Source organism: Mesorhizobium sp. M0340 (genome assembly GCF_040321535.1).
Classification (GTDB): Bacteria; Pseudomonadota; Alphaproteobacteria; order Rhizobiales; family Rhizobiaceae; genus Mesorhizobium.
Genome location: NZ_JAMYRR010000003.1, coordinates 136,386 through 162,512, shown reverse-complemented (window position 1 = coordinate 162,512; position 26,127 = coordinate 136,386). Strand labels below are relative to the sequence as shown.

29 protein-coding genes are annotated in these 26,127 nt (G+C 62.7%); 17 read left to right on the top strand and 12 right to left on the bottom strand.

Annotated features, from left to right (window positions below; genetic code table 11):
• The 4 genes from chrA to NKI79_RS05525 all read right to left on the bottom strand — a co-directional run bounded on the left by chrA (position 1) and on the right by NKI79_RS05525 (position 5,723).
• Positions 1-1,389 carry a chromate efflux transporter gene (gene chrA / locus NKI79_RS05540; RefSeq protein ID WP_352800338.1) on the bottom strand — a complete coding sequence of 463 codons (1,389 nt, stop codon included), beginning with the start codon at positions 1,387-1,389 and terminating at the stop codon, positions 1-3.
• Positions 1,386-2,225, bottom strand: a complete 840-nt coding sequence (locus tag NKI79_RS05535) for a chromate resistance protein ChrB domain-containing protein (RefSeq protein WP_352800336.1) — start codon at positions 2,223-2,225, stop codon at positions 1,386-1,388. The genes chrA and NKI79_RS05535 overlap by 4 nt, the downstream gene beginning before the upstream one ends.
• A 271-nt stretch (positions 2,226-2,496) precedes the next feature.
• Entirely contained in the window at positions 2,497-4,302 is a 1,806-nt protein-coding gene (locus tag NKI79_RS05530; protein ID WP_352800334.1) for an IlvD/Edd family dehydratase, read from the bottom strand.
• Between the two features lie 236 nt (positions 4,303-4,538).
• On the bottom strand, positions 4,539-5,723 hold the full coding sequence (locus NKI79_RS05525; protein ID WP_352476039.1) for an Mrp/NBP35 family ATP-binding protein: 1,185 nt from the start codon (positions 5,721-5,723) through the stop codon (positions 4,539-4,541).
• 195 nt (positions 5,724-5,918) lie between these two features.
• Between NKI79_RS05525 and NKI79_RS05520 the strand changes: the two genes are divergently transcribed.
• Entirely contained in the window at positions 5,919-6,296 is a 378-nt protein-coding gene (locus tag NKI79_RS05520; RefSeq protein ID WP_352476079.1) for a VOC family protein, read from the top strand.
• A 38-nt stretch (positions 6,297-6,334) separates the two neighbouring features.
• Here the strand turns inward: NKI79_RS05520 and NKI79_RS05515 are convergent, their stop codons facing one another.
• Together NKI79_RS05515 and NKI79_RS05510 are read right to left on the bottom strand one after the other, a co-directional pair.
• Positions 6,335-7,339, bottom strand: coding sequence for an inorganic phosphate transporter (locus tag NKI79_RS05515; RefSeq protein WP_254816178.1), 1,005 nt, complete (start codon positions 7,337-7,339; stop codon positions 6,335-6,337).
• Positions 7,339-7,980, bottom strand: coding sequence for a DUF47 domain-containing protein (locus NKI79_RS05510; protein WP_254816177.1), 642 nt, complete (start codon positions 7,978-7,980; stop codon positions 7,339-7,341). Before NKI79_RS05510 ends, NKI79_RS05515 begins: the two co-directional genes overlap by 1 nt.
• Positions 7,981-8,173: 193 nt before the next feature.
• Between NKI79_RS05510 and NKI79_RS05505 the strand changes: the two genes are divergently transcribed.
• The 9 genes from NKI79_RS05505 to NKI79_RS05465 all read left to right on the top strand — a co-directional run bounded on the left by NKI79_RS05505 (position 8,174) and on the right by NKI79_RS05465 (position 17,979).
• On the top strand, positions 8,174-9,073 hold the full coding sequence (locus tag NKI79_RS05505) for a LysR family transcriptional regulator (RefSeq protein ID WP_254816176.1): 900 nt from the start codon (positions 8,174-8,176) through the stop codon (positions 9,071-9,073).
• Positions 9,074-9,206: 133 nt separating this feature from the next.
• Positions 9,207-9,686 carry a formate dehydrogenase subunit gamma gene (locus NKI79_RS05500; protein ID WP_352702411.1) on the top strand — a complete coding sequence of 160 codons (480 nt, stop codon included), beginning with the start codon at positions 9,207-9,209 and terminating at the stop codon, positions 9,684-9,686.
• Complete coding sequence (locus tag NKI79_RS05495; protein ID WP_352800332.1) at positions 9,683-11,239, top strand: formate dehydrogenase beta subunit; 1,557 nt, start codon at positions 9,683-9,685, stop codon at positions 11,237-11,239. The genes NKI79_RS05500 and NKI79_RS05495 overlap by 4 nt, the downstream gene beginning before the upstream one ends.
• Positions 11,240-11,251: 12 nt before the next feature.
• Positions 11,252-14,164, top strand: coding sequence for a formate dehydrogenase subunit alpha (gene fdhF, locus NKI79_RS05490; protein WP_352800331.1), 2,913 nt, complete (start codon positions 11,252-11,254; stop codon positions 14,162-14,164).
• A 3-nt stretch (positions 14,165-14,167) separates the two neighbouring features.
• On the top strand, positions 14,168-14,998 hold the full coding sequence (gene fdhD / locus NKI79_RS05485; RefSeq protein WP_352800329.1) for a formate dehydrogenase accessory sulfurtransferase FdhD: 831 nt from the start codon (positions 14,168-14,170) through the stop codon (positions 14,996-14,998).
• Entirely contained in the window at positions 14,988-15,293 is a 306-nt protein-coding gene (locus NKI79_RS05480; RefSeq protein ID WP_352644508.1) for a formate dehydrogenase subunit delta, read from the top strand. The genes fdhD and NKI79_RS05480 overlap by 11 nt, the downstream gene beginning before the upstream one ends.
• Before the next feature lie 105 nt (positions 15,294-15,398).
• Positions 15,399-16,952, top strand: coding sequence for an alpha/beta fold hydrolase (locus NKI79_RS05475; RefSeq protein WP_352800328.1), 1,554 nt, complete (start codon positions 15,399-15,401; stop codon positions 16,950-16,952).
• A gap of 111 nt (positions 16,953-17,063) precedes the next feature.
• Positions 17,064-17,537 (top strand): carboxymuconolactone decarboxylase family protein, encoded by a 474-nt coding sequence (locus NKI79_RS05470; protein WP_352800327.1) that lies wholly within the window; start codon positions 17,064-17,066, stop codon positions 17,535-17,537.
• Positions 17,538-17,616: 79 nt separating this feature from the next.
• On the top strand, positions 17,617-17,979 hold the full coding sequence (locus tag NKI79_RS05465) for a nuclear transport factor 2 family protein (protein WP_352800326.1): 363 nt from the start codon (positions 17,617-17,619) through the stop codon (positions 17,977-17,979).
• Positions 17,980-18,248: 269 nt separating this feature from the next.
• Here the strand turns inward: NKI79_RS05465 and NKI79_RS05460 are convergent, their stop codons facing one another.
• Positions 18,249-18,749, bottom strand: coding sequence for an MmcB family DNA repair protein (locus tag NKI79_RS05460; protein ID WP_254816394.1), 501 nt, complete (start codon positions 18,747-18,749; stop codon positions 18,249-18,251).
• Between the two features lie 109 nt (positions 18,750-18,858).
• Between NKI79_RS05460 and NKI79_RS05455 the strand changes: the two genes are divergently transcribed.
• The 3 genes from NKI79_RS05455 to NKI79_RS05445 all read left to right on the top strand — a co-directional run bounded on the left by NKI79_RS05455 (position 18,859) and on the right by NKI79_RS05445 (position 21,216).
• The gene (locus NKI79_RS05455; protein WP_352800324.1) at positions 18,859-19,797 is read left to right on the top strand and encodes an IS1595 family transposase; all 939 of its coding nucleotides are present in this window, start codon (positions 18,859-18,861) and stop codon (positions 19,795-19,797) included.
• Between the two features lie 187 nt (positions 19,798-19,984).
• Positions 19,985-20,806 (top strand): hypothetical protein, encoded by an 822-nt coding sequence (locus NKI79_RS05450; protein WP_352800322.1) that lies wholly within the window; start codon positions 19,985-19,987, stop codon positions 20,804-20,806.
• 236 nt (positions 20,807-21,042) lie between these two features.
• The gene (locus NKI79_RS05445; protein WP_352800320.1) at positions 21,043-21,216 is read left to right on the top strand and encodes a hypothetical protein; all 174 of its coding nucleotides are present in this window, start codon (positions 21,043-21,045) and stop codon (positions 21,214-21,216) included.
• Positions 21,217-21,449: 233 nt separating this feature from the next.
• On the opposite strand, the gene NKI79_RS05440 is transcribed toward NKI79_RS05445, so the two are convergent.
• The 3 genes from NKI79_RS05440 to NKI79_RS05430 all read right to left on the bottom strand — a co-directional run bounded on the left by NKI79_RS05440 (position 21,450) and on the right by NKI79_RS05430 (position 22,727).
• On the bottom strand, positions 21,450-21,671 hold the full coding sequence (locus NKI79_RS05440) for a hypothetical protein (protein WP_352800319.1): 222 nt from the start codon (positions 21,669-21,671) through the stop codon (positions 21,450-21,452).
• 230 nt (positions 21,672-21,901) lie between these two features.
• Positions 21,902-22,330 (bottom strand): hypothetical protein, encoded by a 429-nt coding sequence (locus NKI79_RS05435; protein WP_352800317.1) that lies wholly within the window; start codon positions 22,328-22,330, stop codon positions 21,902-21,904.
• Positions 22,331-22,427: 97 nt separating this feature from the next.
• Positions 22,428-22,727, bottom strand: coding sequence for a DUF1330 domain-containing protein (locus NKI79_RS05430; RefSeq protein ID WP_352800315.1), 300 nt, complete (start codon positions 22,725-22,727; stop codon positions 22,428-22,430).
• Positions 22,728-22,879: 152 nt separating this feature from the next.
• Between NKI79_RS05430 and NKI79_RS05425 the strand changes: the two genes are divergently transcribed.
• The 4 genes from NKI79_RS05425 (at position 22,880) to NKI79_RS05410 (ending at position 24,572) form a co-directional block, all read left to right on the top strand.
• A complete protein-coding gene (locus tag NKI79_RS05425) occupies positions 22,880-23,206 on the top strand; it encodes a GYD domain-containing protein (protein ID WP_352476054.1) in 327 nt (108 codons plus the stop codon).
• Positions 23,207-23,362: 156 nt separating this feature from the next.
• A complete protein-coding gene (locus tag NKI79_RS05420) occupies positions 23,363-23,491 on the top strand; it encodes a hypothetical protein (RefSeq protein ID WP_352476055.1) in 129 nt (42 codons plus the stop codon).
• The gene (locus NKI79_RS05415; RefSeq protein ID WP_352476056.1) at positions 23,492-23,617 is read left to right on the top strand and encodes a hypothetical protein; all 126 of its coding nucleotides are present in this window, start codon (positions 23,492-23,494) and stop codon (positions 23,615-23,617) included.
• Positions 23,618-23,954: 337 nt separating this feature from the next.
• Positions 23,955-24,572, top strand: coding sequence for a L,D-transpeptidase (locus tag NKI79_RS05410; RefSeq protein WP_254816165.1), 618 nt, complete (start codon positions 23,955-23,957; stop codon positions 24,570-24,572).
• Between the two features lie 161 nt (positions 24,573-24,733).
• On the opposite strand, the gene NKI79_RS05405 is transcribed toward NKI79_RS05410, so the two are convergent.
• Together NKI79_RS05405 and NKI79_RS05400 are read right to left on the bottom strand one after the other, a co-directional pair.
• Positions 24,734-25,303 (bottom strand): NifU family protein, encoded by a 570-nt coding sequence (locus NKI79_RS05405; protein WP_023676386.1) that lies wholly within the window; start codon positions 25,301-25,303, stop codon positions 24,734-24,736.
• A gap of 278 nt (positions 25,304-25,581) precedes the next feature.
• Complete coding sequence (locus NKI79_RS05400; protein WP_023717912.1) at positions 25,582-26,073, bottom strand: universal stress protein; 492 nt, start codon at positions 26,071-26,073, stop codon at positions 25,582-25,584.
• Positions 26,074-26,127: the final 54 nt, after the last annotated feature.

The following is a 26,127-nucleotide window of genomic DNA, read 5'->3' as shown; positions in this document are numbered from 1 at the left end:
TTACCCGCTCGCCGCGAGCAACAACACACCGGCCAGCGCCGATCCGGCAAGCGTCGGCAGCATGCCGATCTTCAGCTTCAGGATGGCGATCATCGAGGCACAGGAAAGCAGCGCCGCGCGCCAGTCTATCGATGAAAGCACCGGCACGTCCATTCCAAGCCCGACATTGCGCACTTCGCCGAAGATGACGTGCAAGCCGAACCATAGAGCGAGGTTCATGATGACGCCGACGACGGCGGCGGTGATCGCACCGAGCGCCGCCGACAGCGCCTTGTTGCCGCGCAGCGCTTCGATGTAAGGCGCGCCAAGGAATATCCACAGGAAACATGGGGTAAACGTCGCCCACAGCGTAAGCAGCGCTCCAAACAATCCGGCAAGAAGCGGCGCGAGCGCGCCGGAGTGGCGGAAGGCGGCGACGAAGCCGACAAACTGCAACACCAGGATGAGCGGACCCGGCGTCGTTTCGGCAAGTCCGAGGCCGTCGACCATTTCACCCGGGGCGAGCCAGCCGAAGGACTCGACCGCTGCCTGCGCGACATAGGCAAGGACGGCGTAGGCGCCGCCGAAGGTGACGACCGCCATGACACTGAAAAAGCCACCGATTTGCGTCCAAACGCTGGCAGAGCCGGTAAAAGTCCAGACCAGCAGAACAGGCCCGAGCCAGATCGGCAGCCAGATCGCCAAAATGCGCGGCGCATGCCATCGCGTCGGTCTGACGTGAGTCAGTTCGCCGCGCTCGAACATCAGATCGACCGCGCCTTTGACGTCGGGAACATCGCCCTTGCCCTGTGGTGCGCCGGAAAAAAATGCCGGCGCACTACGGTTGCCGATCCAGCCTGCCAGGCCGGCAAGCAGCACGATCAGCGGAAACGGCACGTTCAACGCGTAGATGGCGATGAAGGCGGCGAGTGCGATCGACACCATGACCGGGTTTTTCAGCGCGCGTCTGCCGATCCGGATCACCGCCTCGATGACAATGGCGAGCACGGTTGCCTTGACCCCGAAAAACAGCGCCGCGACGAGTGGTACATCGCCATAGAGCGCATAGAGGCTGCTCAGGACGAGCATTACAAGCGCGCCCGGCACGACGAAGAGAATGCCGGCAACAAGGCCGCCGACCGTTTTGTGCAGCAACCAGCCGATATAGATGGCAAGCTGCTGGGCCTCGGGGCCAGGCAGCAGCATGCAGTAGTTCAACGCATGCAGGAAGCGCTGTTCGCCGATCCAGCGCCGTTCCTCGACCAGTTCCTTGTGCATGAGCGCGATCTGCCCGGCCGGGCCGCCAAAGCTGAGCACCCCGATTTTCGCCCAGACCTTCACGGCCTGCCGGAAGCTCGGCACAACCGGCTCCCGGATCTCCGCCGGCTTTTTCGAAAGGACGGCGCTCACGATGGTTTGCCCGTGCCGAGACTGACTGCGCCGGCGGCCGGCCAGTTATGCGTCTCCTCGGTGGCATCGCGGCACCAGCGGAAGAACGCATCGTAGAGCAGCATGCCGGCCTCGAGCTGCTCCAGATCGTCGCGAAACATCCGTGACAGGCCAAGCGAGGCGGCCAGGAAGCCGGCCGCCTGTGGAACAAGATCGAGGCTCGCAGTATCGGCAGCGCGTATGATCGTGGCCAGGCGATCGAGCGCTTCCGATTTGAGCCCGAACTCCTCGATCATGGTGTCGAATGTGCAGCGTTCGCCGCGGTGGCTCCAGAACACGTTCTCGATGTCGAACGGCACGGCCTGAAAGCGATCGGCGACGGCCGACACTTCAGCCGGCTCGACGAAGAGAAAGACCGCGTGAGGATCGATGAAGCGCCGGATCAGCCAGGGGCAGGCGATGCGATCGACCTTCGGGCGCGTACGCGTCACCCAAACGGTGCGGCCCTTGGCGTCGGCGGGCGGTATCTTGTCGGCGTGAACGAGAAGGCCCTTGGCATCGCGCCATGCTTCAAACCCGCCGTCGACCGATTCGGCGGCTATGCCCTCGTGCCGCAGCCATGCGGCCACGCCTTGCGAGAGCTTTTTCCCCTGCTGGCAGACGACTGTCACTTGCCTGCCGGCGAAGTCGGCAGCCCAGTTCGAGACAGTCCTGAAATCACGCCGATCCGACCCCGGCAGCAGGCGCGGATCGGCGTTGTAGTCATCATCGATGCGGACGTCGATGATTGCGGGCGCACCCGGCAGCCCAATCAGACGGGACAGTTGCGATACGGTGATAGCGGTTGTTGACGGCATGGCGTCCACCTCCTTGAAAGAGAAGCTTGGACGCGAACGTTGGGCTGACGCCTCACGGGGTCGTCGCGATGCACCCCTTGCGATGATCGTGGATTTGTCACGCTCGCTTGTCAAGCATTTGTCCCTGCTGTCGCGGGACAATCGTTTTTGACAAACGATCGCGTCCAACTCTGTGCCGGGCATTTCTCCCCGTTAGCGGGCTGTTAACGGGGAGAAATGAGGAGACCGCAACACCGGCGACCTGACGGCTGGCCCGTGCGATGGACCCTGGTCAGTGATTGTCCCTCGGCACGCCGCTGGTATGCGCCACATCCTGGTATTTCACCGCCGGCTTCAGCACCATGCCTTCGGAAAACTGGTCGACCATGCCGCGCTGGATTTCCTGCCAGGGCGTCTGGTGCTTCGGATAGTGATAGCCGCCATTGTTCTGCAGCTCGGCGCGGCGCCGCGCGATCTCGTCGTCGCTGACGAGCATGTCGGCGGTGCCCTTGCGCAGGTCGATGCGGACGCGGTCCCCGGTCTTCAGCAGCGCCAGGCCGCCGCCGATGGCGGCTTCCGGCGAGGCGTTGAGGATCGATGGCGAGCCCGACGTGCCCGACTGGCGACCGTCGCCGATACAGGCCAGCGCGTGGATGCCCTTTTTGATCAGATAGGCAGGCGGCTGCATGTTGACGACTTCGGCGCCGCCGGGATAGCCGATCGGACCGGCGCCGCGCATGAACAGGATGGTGTGCTCGTCGATGCCCTGTGCCGGGTCGTCGATGCGGGCGTGATAGTCCTCGGGGCCGTCGAAGACCATGGCGTTGCCCTCGAAGGCTTCGGGGTCCTTCGGGTTCGACAGATAGCGCTCGCGGAACTCGGGCGAGATGCCGCTGGTCTTCATGATCGCCGAATCGAACAGATTGCCCTTGAGATTGATGAAGCCGGCATTGGCTTTCAGCGGCTCGGCAACCGGGCGGATGACGTCGAGGTTCTCGTTAACGGCGCCGCGGCAATTGTCGCCGATGGTCTTGCCGTTAGCGGTCGTGGCTTCCGGATAGGGCAGCAGGCCGCCCTTCATCAGTTCGGCGATCACGGCCGGCACGCCGCCGGCATGGTGATAGTCCTCGCCGAGATATTCGCCCGTCGGCTGCAGATTGACGATGAGCGGTATGTTGAGGCCGACCTTCTGCCAATCGTCATTGTCGAGCGGCACGCCGAGATGGCGGGCGATGGCGTTGAGGTGGATCGGCGCATTGGTCGAGCCGCCGATCGCCGAGTTGACGACGATGGCGTTCTCGAAGGCCTTACGGGTCATGATGTCGGAGGGCTTCAGATCCTCATGCACCATGTCGACGATGCGCTTTCCGGTCTCGTAGGCGATCTGGCCGCGTTCGCGATAGGGGGCGGGGATAGCGGCCGAGCCCGGCAATTGCATGCCGAGCGCCTCGGCCAGCGAATTCATCGTGGTGGCGGTGCCCATCGTGTTGCAATAGCCGGTCGACGGCGCCGAGGAGGCAACGATATCCATGAACTCGTCATAGCCAATCTCGCCGGCCGACAGGCGCTGGCGCGATTCCCAGACGATAGTGCCGGAGCCGGTGCGCTTGCCCTTGTGCCAGCCGTTGAGCATCGGCCCGACCGAAAGCGCGATAGCCGGGATGTTGACGGTGGCCGCGGCCATCAGCATGGCCGGCGTCGTCTTGTCGCAGCCGATGGTGAGCACCACACCGTCGAGCGGATAGCCGTAGAGCACCTCCACCAGGCTGAGATAGGCAAGGTTGCGATCAAGTGCAGCAGTCGGCCGTTTGCCGGTCTCCTGGATCGGGTGGCAAGGGAACTCGAAAGGGATGCCACCCATCGAGACAATGCCTTCGCGCACGCGCTTGGCCAGTTCAATGTGGTGGCGGTTGCAGGGCGACAGGTCCGAGCCGGTCTGCGCGATGCCGATCAGCGGCTTGCCGGACATCAGTTCGGCCCGCGTCAGCCCGTAATTCAGGTAACGTTCCAAATAGAGTGCCGTCATGCCCGGATTGTCGGGATTGTCGAACCACTCCTGCGAGCGAAATTTTTTCTTGCTGGTGGGGGCGCCTGCCATCGTGGTCTCCGTATTTGTATGACAAATCGATATGACAACGCGCGGGAGCAGGCAAGGGGCACGCGCCATCCGAATCCGCACTTTGGTGCGATAGACACACATCTGCCTCCGCGCTAGACGAGATCGTGGTTTGTCAGCCGCGCTATCCCGGAAAAGCTGGAACGTGTCGCCGCGGACCTACCCGGCCGTTCCGGCCGCCCTCCCCTCAAGGTCCCACTTGGGGGAGGACATCCGCATCACTCGAACACGATGCTCGGCACTGCAGCCTCGGCCGCGCCGCGCTCTTCATTGACGCGGTCCCAAACCTTGGCGGCGATGTCGCGGTAGATTTTCGCCTCGGCGCCATCGGGTTTCGAGACCACCACCGGCGTGCCAGCATCCGAGCTTTCGCGGATGCCCATCTCGAGCGGCACTTCGCCAAGGAAGGTGACCCCGAGACGCTCGGCCTCGCGGCGCGCGCCGCCATGGCCGAAGATGTCGTAGCGTTTTCCCGTATCGGGGGCGAGAAAATAGCTCATATTTTCGACGATACCCAATAGCGGCACGTCGACCTTTCTGAACATGTTGAGGCCTTTGCGCGCATCGATCAGGGCCAGGTCCTGTGGCGTCGAGACGATGACGGCGCCGGCCAGCGGCACCTGTTGGGCCATGGTCAGCTGGGCGTCGCCGGTGCCGGGCGGCATGTCGACGACGAGCACATCGAGCGGTCCCCATTCGACCTCGCGCAGCATCTGCGTCAATGCCGACATCACCATCGGCCCGCGCCAGATCATCGGCGTCTCCTCATCGACGAGGAAGCCCATCGACATGACCTTGAGGCCATAATTCTGCATCGGTTTCAGGATCTTGCCGTCGACGGTCTGCGGCCTGCCACGAATGTTGAGCAGACGCGGCATGGAAGGGCCATAAATATCGGCATCGAGCACGCCGACCCGCAGCCCGTTGGCGGCAAGCCCAAGGGCGATATTGACGGCGGTGGTCGACTTGCCAACCCCGCCCTTGCCGGAAGCGACGGCGATGATGGCCTCGATGCCGGGTACGCCGCGCTTGCCCTGGCTGTGCGAGGCGGGCGCCTGTGGGGCGGGACGGGCAGGTGCGGCCGGTGGAGCGGGCCTCTGAGCCGGTCTTTGCGGAACCGGCGCCTCCATGCCGCCGCCCTTCTTTTCCGCCGTCAGCGCGACCACGGCGCCGGCGACACCGGGGATCGCCTTGACAACACGTTCGGCCGCCGCACGCAGCGGCTCCATCTCCTGGGCACGGGCAGCGGGAACGGTGATCGAGAAGAACACCTTGGCGTCGGCAATGAAAATCTCGGAAACCATGCCGAGATCGACGATATTGCCGGTGAAATCCGGCCCATTGACCGTCTTCAGGCGCTCGATAACCATTTCCTTGGTCACGTTTTCATGGGCGGCGGGCATGAGTTTTTCCTCTACTTTTCCGCTCCAGATAATGCAGTTCCGGAACAGAACCAAGCGATGGACCAACAGTTGCAGCGGCGTATCGGGGAGGAAGCGACCATACGGCAGCATTTCCAGCGGGAGTGGCCGTCGCCAAATCGTCAACGCAACCTATTTCAGTGGACATGGAATGAACGCCAGGGAAGGAGACGAATCATGCTCGCAAACAGCAACGCAACGGCCAATCTCGCTGTGAAGGACCTGGCCAAGGCCAGGGCTTTTTACGAAGGAACGCTCGGCCTGAAAGAAGTGCACAATGAGGGTGGTGAACTGATCGTCTATGAAAGCGGCGATACCGCCATCAACGTGTACCGTTCGAACTTCGCCGGGACCAACAAGGCGACCGCTGTGACCTGGACGGTCGGCGATGAACTCGGCAAAATCGTCAAGGCATTGAAATCGAAGGGCGTGACCTTCGAGCATTACGACATGCCAGGCCTGACGCTTGAGGGCGATGTCCATGTCGGCCAGGGCATGAAGGTCGCATGGTTCAAGGATCCGGACGGCAACATCCTGAACCTTGTGGATAGGTAGATACGGCGCATCGCCTGCCGCGCAGTGCTACGGTGCTGTCACCATGCCAGGCCGACCGCGAGGTAGGTGAGAGCCGCGATGGCCGCGGTTGCCGGCAAGGTGACGATCCATGCCACCACGATGTTGCCGGCAATGCCCCAGCGAACGGCGGAGACGCGGCGGGCGGCGCCGACGCCGATGATGGCGCCGGTGATCGTGTGCGTGGTCGATACAGGAATACCCAGCCAGGTGGCGGCGAACAGGGTAATCGCACCGCCGGTCTCGGCGCAGAAACCCTGCATCGGGTTCAGCCGGGTGATCTTGGAGCCCATGGTGTGGACGATGCGCCAGCCGCCGAACAATGTGCCCAGCGCCAGCGCCGACTGACAGGTGATGACGACCCACAGCGGCACGTAAAAATTCGCGCCGAGCATGCCTTGCGAATAGAGCAGCACGGCGATGATGCCCATGGTCTTCTGCGCGTCGTTGCCGCCATGTCCAAGCGAATAGAGCGAGGCGGAAAAGAACTGCATGACGCGGAAGGTGCTGTCGACGGCAAACGGTGTCTGCCGCAGGAACAGCCAAGAGACCGCGAGGATCAGGACGAGCGCCAGCAGAAAGCCTGCCGCCGGCGATAGCACGATTGCCGCCGTGGTCTTGCCCAACCCGGCCCAGACAATGGCGCCGGTGCCTGCCTTGGCGACGCCGGCGCCGACCAGACCGCCGATCAGCGCGTGCGAACTGCTGGACGGGATGCCGACGAGCCAGGTGACGATGTTCCAGACGATGGCGCCGACAAGTGCTGCGAAGATCACTGCCGGCGTGACGATGCTGGCGTCGATGATGCCGGTTCCCAGCGTCTCCGCCACGTGGAGACCGAAGAACATGAAGGCGATGAAATTGAAGAAGGCCGCCCAGAACACCGCATAATGCGGCCGCAGCACCCTGGTGGAGACGATGGTGGCGATGGAGTTGGCGGCATCGTGCAGGCCGTTGAGGAAATCGAAGAACAGCGCGACGACGACAAGGCCGACCAGCACGGGAAAGGCTATCGCGGCTTCCACTATACGTTCTCGATGACGATGCCGCTGATTTCGTTGGCAACGTCCTCGAAGCGGTCGACCACCTTCTCCAGCTGGCCGTAGATCTCGCTGCCGATCAGATAGGCCATCGGGTCGCTGCGGCCATGCCGCTTGAACAGGTCCTTCAAGCCTTGCTCGTGCAGGTCGTCGGCCCGGCCTTCGGCGCGCATGACTTCCTCGGCGATGGCATTGAGGCGCACCGTGTGCGCCCCGACCTTGCCGAGCAGCGGGATCGCCTCGGCCACCAACTTGGCGGCCTCGACGATGACGCCTCCCATTTCCTGCATCAGCGGGTCGAATTCCTTCTTCTCGAACAGCCTTACCGTCTTGACGGTCTTGTGCATCATGTCGATGGCATCATCCATCGACTGGATCAGGTCCTTGATGTCGCCGCGATCGAAGGGCGTGATGAAGGAGCGCCGCACCGCAAGCAGCACCTCCGCGGTGATCTGATCGGCTTCGTCCTCGAGATCGATGATCGTCTGACACCAGCGGTCGATGTCGTTGCCCTGCAGAAGCTGCTGCAGTGCCTCGGCGCCACCGACCACGGTGCGGGAATGCCGCTCGAACAGGTCGAAGAAGCGATCTTCGCGCGGCAAAAGCTTGCGGAACCAGCCCAGCATGTTCGGTCTCCCGTCGTGTCCAGTCCACGACCCCGTCTGATCCACATAGCGCCGCATTCCATTGCGGGAAACAGTAAGCCGGCTGAAAGATGTGGATGCGGACGATTTACACAGGCGGCTTGCGGCCGAAGGCGATTTCCACGACCTTGCGCGCTACGACAGGACATATCGTCCGTGACAGGCTCCCGACGGCATGATCGACAAGCTGGAATTCTTCATAGCACTTGCCAAGGAAGAGCATTTCGGCCGGGCGGCCGAAGTATGCGGCGTCACCCAGCCGACACTTTCGGCCGGCATCAAGCAGCTGGAGGGCCAGCTCGGCGTGATGCTGGTGCTGCGCGGCTCGCGCTTCCAGGGGCTGACGCCGGAAGGCAAACAGGTGCTGGTGTGGGCGCGCCGCATCGTCGGCGACAGCAGGACCATGCGCGAGGAGATGCGGGCGGCGCGTCACGGCCTGTCAGGGCGTATCCGCATCGCGGCGATCCCGACGGCGCTGGCCATGGTGGCGCGATTGACGACGCCGTTTCGGGCAAAACACCCCGGCGTCACCTTCTCGGTGCTGTCGCGGACCTCGATCGAGGTGCTGTCGCTGCTCGGCAATTTCGATATCGACGCCGGCATCACCTATCTCGACAACGAGCCGCTCGGACGCGTCACCAGCGTGCCGCTCTATGACGAGCGCTATCAGCTGATCACCGCCGTCGGGAACCCGTATTTCGACCGCGACAAAGTGACATGGGCCGAGCTCAGTCAGCTGCCGCTCTGCCTGCTGACGCCGGACATGCAGAACCGCCGCATCATCGACCAGCATCTGGCCGAAGCCGGCGTGCAGGTGCGGCCGACATTGGAATCCAACTCGATGATCGTGCTGTTCTCGCATATCCGCACCGGCAAATGGTCGTCCATCATGCCGCTTAACCTTGCGGAAACGTTCGGCTTTTCCGAGCCGATCCGGGCTATCCCGATCGTCGAGCCGGATGCCAGCCACACCGTCGGGCTGGTGGCGGCGCCGCGCGAACCGCACACGCCGCTGGTCTCGGCGCTGTTGGACGAGGCAATGGCGCTGGCGGACGATTTCCGCACCCGTCGCTAGGCTAGACAATGCTGGTGATCGCGAACGATAGAAAATTTCTATCGAGCAACGGATCGGCTTTATTGATTTAGCGGGTTTCCTCTGATTTCCTAAGCACTTAGTGGAAGACCGCCACGACCAGGGAGGGCGCTGCATGACGATGCAGCCTGCAAGTACCGAGATCGCATCGCGCACCGCGGCGATCATCCACGAGCTGAAAGGCCTCGAAGGCCCGCTGTTGCCAATCCTGCACGGCATACAGGAAGAGTTCGGCTATGTGCCGCAGGACGCGCTGCCGGTCATCGCCGAGGCGCTGAACATTTCCAGGGCCGAGGTGCATGGCGTCGTCACCTTCTATCACGATTATCGCAGCCAGCCGGCCGGCCGGCATGTGCTGAAGCTCTGCCAGGCGGAAGCCTGCCAGTCGATGGGTTCGGATGCGATTGCCGCCAGGCTCAAATCATTGCTGGGCATAGGCTTCCACGAGACAACCCGCGACGGTTCGGTGACGCTGGAGCCGGTCTATTGCCTCGGCCTTTGCGCCTGCTCGCCGTCGGCGATGCTGGACGGCGAGGTGATCGGGCGGCTCGACGACGAAAAGCTCAATGAAATCGTTGCCGAGGTGCGCTCATGATCCCGCGTATCTATATTCCCGGCGATTCCGGCGCGCTGGCGCTGGGTGCGGAAAAAGTCGCCAAGGCGGTTCGGGCGGAATTGGCCGAGCGCGGCATCGAGGCCAAGATCGTGCGCAACGGCTCGCGCGGCGCCTATTTCCTCGAGCCGATGGTCGAGGTGGCAACGGCCAATGGCCGTGTCGCCTATGGGCCGGTGAAGCCATCCGACGTCAAAAGCCTGTTCGACTGCGGCTTCCTCACCGGCGGCCACCACAAGCGCTGGCTCGGCGCTCCCGACAAGATCCCATTCCTGGCCAGGCAGACGCGGCTGACCTTTGCGCGCTGCGGCGTCACCGATCCGCTGTCGCTCGATCACTACAAGGCGCATGGCGGGCTGAACGGCCTGCAGAATGCAGTGGCGATGACGCCGGCCGACATCGTCAAGCAGGTGACCGAGTCCGGGCTGCGCGGTCGTGGCGGCGCCGGCTTCCCGACCGGCATCAAATGGAAGACGGTGCTCGATACGTCGGCCGAGCGCAAATACATCGTCTGCAATGCCGATGAAGGCGATTCCGGCACGTTCGCCGACCGCATGATCATGGAAGGCGACCCTTTCGTGCTGATCGAAGGCATGGCGATCGCCGGCATCGCCACCGGCGCGACGAAGGGGTTCATCTATATCCGCTCCGAATATCCGCATGCGGTGGCGGTGATGCAGAAGGCCGTCGAGATCGCCCGCAAGGCCGGCGTGCTCGGCGTCAATGTGCTCGGCTCGGCCAATTCATTCGACATGGAAGTCCGCGTCGGCGCCGGCGCCTATGTTTGCGGCGAGGAGACGGCGCTGCTCGACAGCCTCGAAGGCAAGCGCGGACAGGTGCGGGCCAAACCGCCACTGCCGGCGCACAAGGGCCTGTTCGGCAAGCCGACGGTGATCAACAACGTCATCTCGCTGGCCTCGGTGCCGGTGATCATGGACAAGGGCGCCGCCTTCTACAAGGATTTCGGCATGGGCCGTTCGCGCGGCACCATCCCGATCCAGATTGCCGGCAACGTCAAATATCCCGGTCTCTACGAGGCGGCGTTCGGCATGACGCTGGGTGAGATCGTCGACGATATCGGCGGCGGCACGGCGACCGGGCGTCCGGTCAAGGCTGTGCAAGTGGGTGGCCCGCTCGGCGCCTATTTCCCGCGCGCGCTGTTCGACACCCCGTTCGACTACGAAGCGTTTGCCGCCAAGGACGGGCTGATCGGCCATGCCGGCATCGTAGTTTTCGACGACAGCGCCGACATGCTGAAGCAGGCACGCTTTGCCATGGAATTCTGCGCTATCGAAAGCTGCGGCAAGTGCACGCCGTGCCGCATCGGCTCGACGCGCGGCGTCGAGGTGCTGGACCGGCTCGCCCAGAACATCGAACCGGAAAAGCAGATCGCACTGGTCACCGACCTTTGCAACACGATGAAGTTCGGCTCGCTTTGCGCTCTCGGCGGCTTCACCCCATATCCAGTGATGAGTGCACTCAACCATTTCCCGGACGACTTTCGGCCGACGCCGGTCGCCGAAGCAGCGGAATAGGAGCGGACAGGCATGAACGCGGCATTCGACATCAAATCGCTGGTCCAGGAAATCGACTACGGCACCCCCGCCTCCGAAGCCGAACAGCAGGTAACGCTTACAGTCGACGGCAAGTCGGTGACGGTGCCGGCGGGCACCTCGATCATGCGCGCTTCGATGGAAGCGGGCGTTGAAATCCCGAAACTCTGCGCAACCGACATGCTGGATTCGTTTGGCTCCTGCCGGGTCTGCCTCGTCGAGATCGACGGGCGCGGCGGCACGCCGGCCTCGTGCACGACGCCGGTCGGCGAGGGCATGGTCGTGCACACACAGAGCGACCGGCTGAACGCCATTCGCCGCGGCGTGATGGAACTCTACGTCTCTGACCACCCGGTGGCGTGGGGCGAAAAGGCCGGCACCGGCGGCAGCGAGTTCGACAAGGTCGTCAGGACGGTCGGCCTGACCGAGAACCGCTATGGCGTGGACGGGCGCAACCACGTCAAGCGGGAAAACGGCGTGGCGCCCGGCCATGGCTCGCTGACCATCGACTATATCGCCCGCGATGAATCCAACCCCTATTTCACCTACGATCCGGCGCAATGCATCGTCTGCTCGCGCTGCGTGCGCGCCTGCGAGGAGGTGCAGGGCACGTTCGCGCTGACCATCGAGGGCCGCGGCTTCGAATCCAGGGTCTCGGCCGGCATGCACGAGGCGTTCGTCGATTCCGAGTGCGTGTCGTGCGGGGCCTGCGTGCAGGCCTGCCCGACCGATGCGCTGAGGGAGAAGACCGTGCTGGCGAAAGGCCTGCCCGAGCGCTCGACCGTCACCACCTGCGCCTATTGCGGCGTCGGCTGCTCGTTCAAGGCCGAGGTCAAGGGCGACGAGGTCATCCGCATGATGCCCTACAAGGCAGGCAAGGCCAACCACGGCCACTCCTGCGTCAAGGGCCGCTTCGCCTATGGCTATGCGACGCACAAGGACCGTATCCTGAAGCCGATGATCCGCGAGCGGGTCAGCGATCCGTGGCGCGAAGTGTCGTGGGAAGAGGCGCTCACCCACACGGCGAATGAATTCCGCCGCATCCAATACCAGTACGGCCGCACCTCGATCGGCGGCATCACCTCCTCGCGCTGCACCAACGAGGAGACCTACCTCGTCCAGAAGCTTGTCCGGCAGGGCTTCCGCAACAACAATGTCGACACCTGCGCCCGGGTCTGCCATTCGCCGACCGGCTATGGTCTCGGCCAGACCTTCGGCACCTCAGCCGGCACGCAGGACTTCGATTCGATCGAGCAGACGGACGTCATCCTGCTGATCGGCGCCAATCCGACCGATGCGCATCCGGTGTTCGCTTCGCGCATGAAAAAGCGCATGCGACAGGGCGCCAAGCTGATCGTGCTCGATCCGCGCCGCACCGACATCGTGCGCTCGGCCCATGTCGAGGCTCAGTACCATCTGCCGCTGAAGCCGGGCACTAACGTCGCCATGCTGACGGCACTTGCCCATGTCATCGTCACCGAAGGCCTGTTCGACGAGGCCTTCATCCGCGAGCGCTGCGACTGGGACGAGTTCCAGGACTGGGCGTCGTTCGTGGCACTGCCGGAAAACAGCCCGGAGGTCGTCGGCCAGCTTGCCAATGTCGATCCCGACGACATACGCGGTGCGGCCCGGCTCTACGCTCGCGGCGGCAACGGCGCGATCTATTACGGCCTCGGCGTGACCGAGCACAGCCAGGGCTCGACCACCGTCATCGCCATTGCCAACCTCGCCATGGCGACCGGCAATATCGGCCGGCCGGGCGTCGGCGTGAACCCGCTGCGCGGCCAGAACAATGTGCAGGGCTCCTGCGACATGGGCTCGTTCCCGCACGAGCTTCCCGGCTATCGCCACATTTCCGGCGACGCCGTGCGCGCCATCTATGAGAGCCTGTGGGGCGTCAAGCTCGACGACGAGCCCGGCCTGCGCATCCCCAACATGCTGGACGCCGCCGTCGACGGCTCGTTCAAGGGGCTCTATGTGCAGGGCGAGGACATCCTGCAGTCGGACCCCGACACCAAGCATGTCGCCGCCGGCCTTGCCGCGATGGAATGCGTGGTCGTGCACGACCTCTTCCTCAACGAGACGGCCAACTACGCGCATGTCTTCCTGCCCGGCTCGACCTTCCTCGAGAAGGATGGCACCTTCACCAATGCCGAGCGCCGTATCAACATGGTGCGCAAGGTGATGGAGCCGAAATGCGGCTATGCCGACTGGGAAACGACGCAGGAGCTCGCCAAGGCGCTCGGCCTCGGCTGGACCTACACGCATCCGTCGCAGATCATGGACGAGATCGCCAAGACGACGCCGAGCTTCGCCGGCGTTTCCTTCGACCTCCTCGACAGAGTGGGCTCGGTGCAGTGGCCCTGCAACGAGAAGTCGCCGGAGGGCACGCCGATCATGCATATTGGCGGCTTCGTGCGCGGCAAGGGCAAGTTCATCCGCACCGAATACGTCGCGACCGACGAAAGGACCGGGCCGCGCTTCCCGCTGCTGCTGACCACTGGCCGCATTCTGTCGCAATACAATGTCGGCGCGCAGACCCGGCGTACTGAGAACGTGGTCTGGCACAGCGAGGACCGGCTGGAGATCCATCCGCACGACGCCGAAAATCGCGGCCTGCGCGACGGCGACTGGGTGCGGCTGACCAGCCGCTCCGGCGAGACGACGCTGCGCGCGCTGATCACCGAGCGGGTGTCGCCAGGCGTCGTCTATACGACCTTCCACCATCCCGACACCCAGGCCAACGTCATCACCACCGACTTCTCCGACTGGGCGACCAACTGCCCGGAATACAAGGTGACCGCAGTGCAGGTGGGCGCGTCCAACGGCCCGTCGGAATGGCAGCGCGACTATGACGAGCAGGCAAAGCAAAGCCGCCGCATCGCGAAGTTGGAAGCGGCGGAGTAGTCCTTGACCGCGCGCCGCAAAGCCATTGCGCAGATCTCGCGGCTGGCGCGCCGCGCGGGCGGCACCGCGGCCGCCAACCGGATGGTGCCGGAAGAGACGCCGGTGGCGTTCTCCTTTGCCGGCACCACGCATGCGGTGATGATGGCAAGCCCGGCCGATTTCGAGGATTTCGCGCTCGGCTTCTCGCTGACCGAAGGCATCATTGCCTCGCCGGACGAGATCGAAGCCATTGAGGTCGAGGATCACGGCGCCGGCATCGACATCCAGATCCGGCTGAAGGACCAGGCCAACACCCGCTTCGAAGCGCGGCGCAGACGGCTGGCCGGCCCGGTCGGCTGCGGGTTGTGCGGCATCGAATCGATCGAAGAGGCGATGCGCTCGGTAAACCCTGTTGGTGCGTCAACACTTACGCTTCAGCCCGATGACATCGTCCGCTCGGTCAAGCTTTTGTCGAAGCTGCAGCCGCTGCACACCGAGACTGGCGCGGTCCACGCCGCCGGTTTTTACCTTCCCGACAAGGGCATCGTCATGGCGCGCGAGGATGTCGGCCGCCACAATGCGCTGGACAAGCTGGCCGGCGCGCTGGCCAGGGCCGGTATCGACGGCGCCGGCGGTGCCGTCGTCGTCACGTCGCGCGTTTCGGTCGAGATGGTGCAGAAGACGGCGGCAATCGGTGCTGCCGTCATCATCGCCGTCTCGGCGCCGACCGCACTTGCCATCCGCACCGCGGACGACGCCGGCATGACGCTGGTGGCGCTGGTGCGCGGCGATGATTTCGATATTTTCACGCATCCTGACCGCGTGGTTTCCGGAGTTGCCAGGCATGTCGCATGACGAAGGCCATCTCATGAGCACCAGCGAAAAGCTGGTTCGCATGGCCAACCAGATCGCCGCCTTTTTCCACTCCAAGCCGCGCGAGCAAGGCATTGCCGGCGTCGCCGAGCACATCAACAAGTTCTGGGAGCCGAGAATGCGCCGGCAATTGTTCGAGATGCTTGACAGCGGCGGCGAAGGTTTCAACGAGCTTGTCGTCGCGGCCGCGCCACACATCAAGCGGCCGGGCGCGCCGGAGGGCGCAGGTTTTAGCGTCGGCGGAGCGAACATCGAGACCGCCGCGTCACAGAAGTAGGCGTCGCCGGCCCACATTCACTCGCGCTAAAGTTTCATCTGCCGCAAGCTGCGCGGCTCTGCTATAATCCGGCGATAAGAAATCGTCGGGTCGGGCGGACAATTCGTGAGGCCGATCGAAACTCGATACGCGCTCAGTGGCGACGTGCGGATCGCCTATCAGGTGGTCGGCCAGGGATCGCTCGATCTCGTCTTCGTGCCGGGTTTCATTTCCAATCTCGACCTGCACTGGGAAGACGAGGGCTACAGCCGGCTGCTGAAGCGGCTTTCCGCGTTCTCACGGCTGATCCTGTTCGACAAGCGCGGCACCGGCCTGTCCGACCGCGTCGATGTCCACCACCTGCCCAGCCTCGAAACCCGCATGGACGATGTGCGCGCCGTGATGGATGCGACCGGCAGCGGCCGCGCCGCCTTGCTCGGCGCTTCGGAAGGCGCGCCGATGGCAATGCTGTTCGCCGCCACCTACCCGGAGCGGACGCCGGCGCTGGCGCTTTATGGCGGCTATGCGCATTTCCACAAATGGGTGATGCCGCCGGAACGCCTCGAGGCCTTCATCGCGACGGCGGAGACCGCATGGGGCACCGGCGCCACCCTACCGCATTTCGCGCCCGGTCGCGTCGACGATCCGCGTTTCGCCACATGGTGGGCGCGCTTCGAGCGGCTGTCGGCGAGCCCGACGGCGGCTATCGCCCTGGCCCGCATGAATGCAGCAATCGACGTGCGCGGCGTGCTGGCGACGATCAGCGCGCCGACGCTGCTGGTCCACCGCCGAAACGATGCACGCGTCGACCCGGAGGCCAGCCGCTTCCTGGCAAGGAATATCCCGAATTCGCGATTGGTCGAGGTACCCGGGCGCGACCACCCGATCTGGACCGGCGATGTCGACCGGGTGGCTGATGTGATCGAGGAATTCCTGACCGGAGCGCGCGCCGTCGCCGAGGCCGAGCGCGTGCTGGCGGCACTGCTGGTCACCCGGATCTACGACACGGCGCGGCTTGGCGACCGCATGTGGAGCGAGCGCAGCCAGCGTTTTCAGGAAACATGGCGCCTGCTGGTTGGGCGCCATGGCGGCCGCCCGGCCGGCACGCATGGTGAGCTGATGATGGCGCGCTTCGACGGCCCGGCGCGGGCCGTACGCTGCGCGGCGGCGCTGCGCGATGCGGCGCAGGAGATCGGCGTCGCCAGCGCGCAGGGCGTGCATGTCGGCGAGGTCGAGTTGCGTGGGCCGCCGACGGGATTGACGACGCGCGTGACGATGCAGCTTGCCGCGCATGCCGGGCGCGGCGACATCCTCGCATCGCGGCTGGTCGCCGACCTCGCCGCCGGTTCAGGCCTTCATTTCAATGACGCCGGGCGCATCGCACTTGACGAGCTGGATGAGCCGCTGGCGTTGGTGCAGGCGACCTCGGAACAGCATCTGGAGCCGGCCTTCCGGCTGAAGGCCAAGGCTGCCGAGCCGGCCGCACTGACAGCGCGCGAAAGCGAGGTGGTGAACCTCATTGCCGACGGCAAGAGCAATGCCGCGATCGCCGCCGAACTGGGGCTGAGCGAACACACGGTCAAGCGCCACGTCGCCAATATTCTGCTCAAGCTGGACCTGCCGTCGCGGGCGGCGGCGGCGGCGTTCTCGGCCCGGCACGCTGGCCCGCACGGGCCATAGCAGCCATGGCGCTTTCGGGCGAAGCGGCTGGGCATGCCTGAGCGCTATCACTTCGTCCCATGCAGGCCAGGCGGATATCGCCGGGAAAGGCGCTGCGAAGGGAGAAATAAAATGCTGAAGTCGACACTCAAATCGCTGGTGCTGGCGGCAGGCGTCGGCGCGCTGCTGGCGATAGTTCCTGCCAAGGCCGAGGACGCCTCGGCGACGGCCGCCTACAAGGATATCCAGGCCACGCTCGGCTCGGTGCCGGACATGTTCAAGACGCTGCCGGACGTCGCTGTCGCCGGCGCCTGGGCCGAGATCAAGGGCGTGCAGCTCAACCCGAACACCGCTCTCGACGGCAAGACCAAGGAATTGATGGGCCTCGCCGTCGCCTCGCAGATCCCCTGCCAATACTGCATCTATTTCCACACGCAGGCGGCCAAGCTCAATGGCGCCAGCGACGAGGAAATCAAGGAGGCGGTGGCGATGGCCGCGATCGTGCGCCACTGGTCGACGATGCTCAACGGCAGCCAGGTCGATCTCGCCACCTTCAAGGAGCAGTCCGACGAGGTGTTCGCGGCCGTCAAGGCGAAGTCGCAGTGAAAAACCGCCCGGCGGCGAACGCCGGGCAGCGCTGATCAAGCAACCGCCCGATCGTCAAGACGGGCCCATGGAGGACAAAATGCCGACCAAGACACAGGCGGTAGACGGCGCGGCGATCAAGAAGGCAATCGAGGGCCGTGATGGAAAATTGCTGGCGAGCTTCTATGCCGACGACGCATTGGTGCGGGTGATCGACCGCAACAACCCGCCGAGCAAGCCGCGCGAGATCCGCGGGCGCGCGGCGATCACCACGTTCTGGGATGACATCTGCAGCCGGGCGATGACCCACAAGGTCGACACCACCATCGCCGACGGCAACAATCTCGCCTTCACCCAGGCGTGCGCTTATCCGGACGGGACCAAGGTGTTCTGCGCGGCGATGCTGGAGCTGAAGAACGGCCAGATCGCGCGGCAGACCGTCGTGCAGGCGTGGGACGAGTGAGGCGGCCATGTTCGGTACCAGATGGGCATTTGCCAGGCCGCGTACCCCACCCCTAACCCCTCCCCACAAGGGGGAGGGAGACGATGCCGCTGCTGTTTCGGCTAGAATTGTCGAAGTTAATGCTAAGTGGCGCTGCCGCTGCGAAGTTCCCCTCCCCCTTGTGGGGAGGGGCTAGGGGTGGGGGTCTTCGTCGCAAGAATCCGCTGCGGTGCACGGGAGCAGGTGGCGGCAGCCGGGTAGCGCAACCCTCCATTACGCCGAACGAAATCCTACTCGCTTTCACCCTCCAGCGCCGGCACCGACACCCCGGCAAGTTCCGCCGCCAGCAGCCGCGCGGCACCAGCCCGCGCGATCCTCAGCATCAGCGCCTTGCGTGTCGCGGCCGCCATGCGGTGCTCGGGCGCATCGCGCAAAATCTCGGCACCATAGCCGTCGGAGAGAATGAAGCCGCATTCTTCCGGAAAGATTTCCTGGGGTACGCCGGGATGGGTGGCGAAGAACAAGCGGTCGGAATGCAGCCGGTAGTCCGGCCATTTGCGGTCGACCCTGAAATCCTCGATCGAGGATTTGATCTCGATGATCCAGATGTCGCCCTGGCGGGTCAGCGCCACGAGATCGGCGCGCCGCCCGGTGGCCAGCGACAGTTCGGGCAAGACATGCGCGCCCATGTCCTTGAGCAGCCGCTGCACACCACGCCTCACCAGCATGGCGCGCTCCGACTGGCGGCCGTCGATGAGCGGGTTGAGGGGAATCGGCGAGATGATCGGCATGGAAGCACCATGCCAGATTTTGTTCACGGTTTGAACCCGGTTTTTCAGCGCGATTATCTGGTTTACAAACCCAACCTAATTACGTAGGGTCAGGACATAGGAGATTTCCATGTCCATCCTGTCCCGCCCCGAATTCCACGACGAAGCCAAGGCTTTCGAACACGTCGAGGCGATCTTGTGGCCGAATGGTCCGGTTTGCCCGAAGTGCGGTTCCGTGGACAAGCATTACAAACTGAAGGGCGTCCGCACCAAGCCCTCTAAGAAGAACCCGAACGGGGTCGAGCGCCATGGCCTGTACAAGTGCGGCGCTTGCCGTTCGCAGTTCACCGTCCGCATGGGTTCGATCTTCGAAGAAAGCCATTTGCCGCTCACCAAGTGGCTACAGGCAATCCACCTCATGTGCGCCTCTAAGAAGGGCATCAGTGCTCATCAGATGTACCGCATACTCGAATGCACCTATGAGACCGCTTGGTTCCTGTGCCACCGCATTCGCCTTGCAATGGCGTCTGGGGAACTCTCCCCGCTTGGCGGCAACGGCAAGACCGTTGAGGTGGACGAAACTTACATTGGCCGCCTGACCAATACCCCGATAACTCGCGGCACCGGTCACAAGAACACTGTCGTCACGCTGGTTGAGCGCGGAGGTCGCGCCCGTTCCTTTCACGTCGATACAGCTCGCATCGGCACGATCATGCCAATCGTGCGCGCCAACATCGCCAAGGAAACCGCATTGATGACGGACGAGGCTGGCCTGTATCGCCGCGTCGGCCAGGAATTCGCCTCGCACGATTTCGTCACGCATTCTAAGGACGAATACGTTCGCGGCACCGTCCACACCAATACCGTGGAAGGCTTCTATTCGATCTTCAAGCGCGGCATGAAGGGCGTCTATCAGCATTGCGCCGAACACCACCTGCACCGCTATTTGGCTGAATTCGATTTCCGCTATTCGAACCGGATTGCGATGGGCGTTGATGACGGCACCCGCGCATTCATCGCCCTGAAGGGCGCTGCCGGTAAGCGCCTGACTTATCATAGACCTACTTGACGAGAAGCGGACGCACTTCCGAAAGCCTGTGCAGCTAGAGTTGCCGCTCTGGCCGAAGCGCGGTCACCGCCGGTAACGCGCTTAAACGAGCGTAACAACTTTTTTCGTGTTACGGCGTTGCGAATCTACGAGGCGCCTGTTATATGACTCCTCCAGTAGCCCAATTGTGGGCTGGAGGTGCCTAAAAATGGGCGAACCTGTCGAAGACGAAACTGACGATTCTGCGGTAAGCGAGACCGCCGCTGGGCGGAAGCGTGACCGGTCACAGATCGAATTTCCCTATTCCGACTTGGAGCGATCTATCGAATTGGCTACTGTTCTTTTGCGAGAGGGTGGCCAAGCGAAGATTGATCAGACGCAACTGGCCGTAGCCATGGATCAGTCCGCCACAGGTGGAACGTTTCGAGGGCGGCTGGGCGCGGCTCGTATGTTTGGATTGATCGAAACAGACGCGGGCAGGGTCGGTCTCACCCAGCTTGGCCTTCAAGTGACCGACCAACAGTCATCTGCCGCCGCCAAGGCCGAAGCCTTCCTTAAAATCCCCCTATATAAGGCGATGTTTGATCGCTACCAAGGTTATGCGTTGCCGCCGCCGGCGGCAATTGAGCGCCAAATGGAATCGCTGGGCGTACCGCCCAAACAGAAAGAGCGAGCCCGCCAAGCCTTTTCCGCTTCGGCCCAACATGCGGGGTATATTGCGGCGAATGGACGGTTCAGCAAGCCGACCCTTACCGGGGTGCGAGCAAAAGAGGAATTGCCCGCCGATCAAGTAGATAACGGTAGCGGTGGAGCTGGCGGATCTGGCGGCAACGGTGGAGGTATTGGCTCGGAAAATGCGGGGCAGCAGCGCGTCGAGCCGGGCAAGGCGCTTGAATACCAACTCATCGACCTGATGACTGAACCGGATATTGACGACAACGTGAAGCAGTCGATTTGGGCGTTGGTCCAATATCTGACGGCGAGGAAGATGAAAAAAGCGACGGCATCCAAGGACACCGCCGCTTCCTGATTTTCGAGTGTGTCGCGCTTTTGCTGGCCAGCGGACCGCGACACAGAACCCAAGCGAGAGAAAGGAGGATGCGTCATGTGGTTCATGACCCGGAGAATACCGGTAGCCGCCTGATGGCGGTTCACCCTGCCCCCTTCCACAAGGGGTAAGAGCGAAAGCGGCGGTGCGTCCATAGCATCGGCGCTTTCGCGCCGTTACATAGCAATTTTACTCGATTCCGTCTAGGGTTACGAACCATGCCCGACAAAAAACCGCAGATCGACAAGTTCCGAGACGCGGCGCGCGAACTGAAAACCGATCAATCCGACGCCGCCTTCGAAGCCATTGTGCAGAAGATCGCCAAGGCCAAGAAACTCACGCCCGAACAGATAAAAGAGTTTGTGCGGCGGGAGCGCGAGGCGAAGGACTAGTCGTAGCGCGCAAGCAACTGAAGCGTGAATGGCAGCCAGCGATCTCTGATTATCTCGTCAACGACCTCGGCTGAAAGCCAGTGCCGGCCATCATTATCCACTGTAGGCTTGGGCAAGACGAAGATGTGCCCGTCCGACGTGTACCACCCCTCGGAGGAGTCAGTCTCGTCGCCGTCAAATTCGCAGCCTAAACCTGCCAATGCCACGTAGACATCAGTCGCTAGGTAGCGCAATCAGGCGTATCGCCGCTCGGCTTGCATTTCCTTGTGCGCATTGCGAGCAGCCTGCCGCTCTTTCATGCGTTCAATCATGTCCAGGGTAGCCTGAATCGAGTCGTATGCGGCTTGCTTATCCACGTTGGCGACGTGTAGCTCAGGCACGGCAGGCGAAGTCAGCACGTACATACCGCCAACTTCCTTGCATAGGATTTGGATATCTTTAACCTGGATGCCCATTTCGGCCTCCCCGGCCTGCGTGGCTACTCATACAAACTAACGCTTCGCCAGTTAATGTGTTCCTAACTTGGCGAACACCCTCATGTATGTCTGCATAACAACAGGGAAAAGGGTCTGCGTCAACATAGGTTCAAGATCCGGCCCGCTTTGTGGAAGGGCGGGCCGATTATAGATTCTGTAGCGCTGGCCATTCCCCTACGGCTGGGTAGCGCGGCCCTTGGTGATATCGGCTATCCCCATCGCGGAAGATCGTAGAAGACATATTCCCCATTGCGCCCCGTCTTAACACGCCAATCCTCTTCCAATTTTGCAAGCTCTGCGTTGACCCAATCAACTGGAGGCTGTTCAAGCCCCATTTGCATCCGCCGTGGAGCATCCTTGTGTTCGTGGAGATACTGGCCAATCAATCGACCGATAAGGAAGTTTTTGCCAGCGGTTCCGTCGCCTTCCTCTTTGTCCGATGATTGTTTCTTCAGTTCCGCGATTTCGTCGTCTCGGCGTTCAATGCGGCTTTTAAGATTGAAAATTCGCTCGCCATACATGAACCTGCCCGCCGCCCATCCAAGGATAAGCAGCGCTAGGCTAGCAGACAGGAAACCCCACGGCGCTTGCATTACAAGCGGCCATACGGATTGAATCTGTGTGATGAGTTCATCCACGCGCCGTTCATATCAGCACGGCCTTGATTCGCCAACGGGTTTGTCAACCAGATAATCACCTTTTTCAGGGTGATTTATCCTGCTGGCAAGCCCGGCCTTAACTAACCGGCATCATCCCCTCCAGAGCAATGATTCTCGTCTTTGCGCAGCGTTCGCGGATGGCTTTGAGGCGGCCGTATTCTGGAGAGTCGTACCATGCCAGGAGGGAAGCCATGTCCGGGAATTCGACGATGACGAGGCGATGAGGTTCCCAATCGCCTTCCAGAACTTTGGTGGCCCCGCCGCGAGCGATATACCTTCCCCCGTAGCGGGCTTCGGTTGCCGGCACATCCTGGCGGTATTCCTCGAAAACGGCGGCGTCGGTTATATCTACATCAGCAATGAGATATGCGGCCATTGACCTTACTCCCTTGGGAAAGGCAATTGAAACAGGTCTATTAGCGGCCCCGCAACTAAGCCAGCGGTACTACGCCTCGGAAACGACTCGCGTTCTCCCGAATTGGGGCGCTTAACTGTCTTGGTGGGGGCAGCTCTGGGAGGAGACGAACCATGCCGATGTATCTCACACGATTCAGCTACAGGCCCGAAACCTGGGCGCGCTTGATGGATAATCCCGAGGATAGACGCGAGGCTGCCCGCTCCTACATCGAGTCGGTCGGCGGAAAGCTGCACGGGTTCTGGTATGCCTTCGGAGAGTACGATGGCTGGAACCTGTGGGAGGCGCCGGACAACGTGTCCATGGCATCGGTCATGCTTGCCATCGGCGCCGGCGGCGCACTCAGCTCGTACGAGACCACCGTCCTGTTAAGTGTCGAAGAGACGATGGAGGCGCTTGGGAAAGCGAAGTCGATCCGGTATCGCCCACCGGGATCGTGACCGCCGCCCGCGCTTTGCGTAGTGTGGAAGGCTAAGTAACGCTTGCTCGCGAACGGCGCCCGTCGCTAAACTTTTGCGCAAAATCCGCTGCGGCTCTTGGCAGCGCCGGCAGCTTGCGCTTTCAATGTCGACCACGGATTCTACGAGGAGCATTAGATGACGGAAGATGACGTCCGGAAATCAGCGACGCCGGAGGAAATCCGCTCAGCCATCAGAGGATGGGCGGTGCTTGGGGCAATCATCGTTGCCGTGTTTGGTGCCGCTTACGTCATGATCGATAGTTGAATGGCCGACGATCCTGGTCGCCCCGATGGACTGCCTGAAACGATCGGCACGGTCCTTGGCGCATTGGTGGTGATTGGCACGTTCGGGCTTCTGGCTTGGACCGTGCTTCGCGGCGTCCTTTATTGAACCCGGCCCGTCAGGATTATCTCCTGCAGCGGCCGCGTCTCAGGCCGATCGCCTCGTAGCAACGTATGGTCTTGGCCGCAGGCCGGAGCGCCAGGCAGCGTCACCGACATTCACGGTGATGTCCTCGTCTCCTGGTTCTTGTTCTTGGCCCATTGATTTTGCAACATAATCCTGTGGGGGCTGTTGCCGAAATACCATAGTCGCAGGTTTACCAGCACGCAAGCCCAAGGATATAGGCATCGCCCGCTTGGCAAGCAAAGCAAATGCCAGCATGAATGAAGATGAAAAAGCGGCCGACTCGAGCCGCTGTAGTTTGGGCAGGGCATCGGACCTTTTCATGCGCATGAAGTCACTTGCAATCGTCGCGGCCCTGGCGCTGTCGACGGCTGTCGCCGGTTGCAGCACCATCGGCTCGCAGATCTTCACTAACAATTACGGCGCGGTGACCGATGCCGGCTATCACCTGCCGCGCGTTCCGATCGAAAAGGTGCCGTTCAAATACCGCCGGCAGATCGTCGACTACGACACCAAGGAAAAGCCGGGCACCATTATCGTCGATACGCAGAACAAGTTTCTCTACTTCGTCATGGGCGACGGCCAGGCGATGCGCTACGGCATCGGCGTCGGCCGTGAGGGTTTCGAATGGCACGGCACCGCCCGTATCGCGCTGAAGCGCGAATGGCCGACCTGGACACCGCCTTCGCAGATGATCAAGCGGCAGCCGGAGTTGGCCAAGTTCGCCGGCGGCATGGAGCCGGGGTTGAAGAACCCGCTCGGCGCGCGCGCCATGTACCTGTTCAACAAAGGCGGCGACATGGGCTACCGCCTGCATGGCAGCCCGGAATGGAATTCGATCGGCAAGGCGATGTCGTCGGGCTGCATCCGGCTAATGAACCAGGACATTATCGACCTCTACGACCGCACCTCGGTCGGCGCCAAGGTCATCGTTCTGTAAGACCATGATCCCGAAAAGTGGGATTTCGGACAAAACCATGGTCAAACAAGAAGAGCTTTATACGCGGACCGTCTAGGCAACACACAGACGTCGCAAACAGAAAACCGGGCATTTTTGCCCGGTTTTTTGTTGTCTATCGATGTTGACGATGGAACGGCGCGTCAGGAGACCTGTTCGACGTGCTGCACTTCCGGCACAAAGTGCCGGAGCAGGTTCTGGATGCCGTGCTTCAGCGTCGCCGTGGACGACGGGCAGCCGGCGCAGGCGCCCTTCATGTGCAGGAACACTGTGCCGTTCTCGAAGCCACGGAAGGTGATGTCGCCGCCATCCTGGGCCACGGCCGGGCGCACCCGCGTGTCGAGCAGCTCCTTGATGGTGACGACCAGCTCCTCGTCGGCCTTGTCGTAGAATTCGCCGGTCTGGCTGGTCTCGGCGGCGGGCCCGGCCTTGGCCATCACCGGGGCGCCGGACATGAAATGCTCCATAATGGCGCCGAGGATAGCCGGCTTCAGATGCTGCCAGTCGGGGCCGTCCTTGGTCACGGTGATGAAATCATAGCCGAAGAAGACGCCGGTGACGCCGGGAATCTCGAACAGCCGGCCGGCCAGCGGCGAAGCCGTCGCGGCACTGTCGGCATCGCGGAAATCGGCGGTGCCTTCTTGCAGCACTTCCTTGCCGGGCAGGAATTTCAGCGTCGCCGGGTTTGGCGTCGACTCGGTCTGGATGAACATGGCCGTCTCCGTGCCCATTTCGGGCAGCTAGTTTGGAATAGTTCTAATTAGGCTTTATCCGCCCGACATTCAAGCGAAAGCCATCGCCGGGAACGGCTGGCTGGCGGAATGTTTTGCTAGCGCCCTGAAACGCTTGGAGATGTGTTGAGATTCAGGTCAGGCCGAGCCGAAAATGGTGGGTTCCGAGAACCGGAGCGGAGCGTACTTTTGGTACGTGAGCACCGGAAGCGCAGGAAGCCGCCAATTGCAGGCCGGCCTCACCTGAATATCAGCGCATCTCAGGCGAGGCTGTCGATCTCTTCGTCCGACAGGTTCTGCGGCACAACCGTGACGGGAATCGGAAAGGCGGCGCCCTTGCCGGCAACCGCGCCGACCAGCGGCCCCGGCCCCTCCTTGCCGGCGCCTGCCGCCAGCACCAGGATGGCGATGTCCTGGTCTTCCTCGATCAACTTGTGAATCTCTTCGGTCGGCTTGCCTTCGCGCACCACCAGTTCCGGCTCGATGCCGAGCTTCTGGCGCACCTTGTTGGCATAGCTGTCGAGTGCGGCACGCGCCGTGGCGGTCGCCTCCTCGCGCATGATCTTCTCGACGCCCAGCCAGTGCTGAAAATCATCCGGCTCGATGACATAGAGCAGCACAAGCACGCCGCCCGTGCTTTGCGCCCGCTTCGAGGCGTAGGCGACGGCGCGCTCGCATTCCGGCGTGTCGTCGATGATCGCCAGGAATTTGCGGCGATGACCGGCTTCCCGGCTGAGGCGTTTGGAGACCATATTCACCCTGTTCGATGGTTTCGGTCGCAATCTGCCACCGCCACAGCCCGTCCG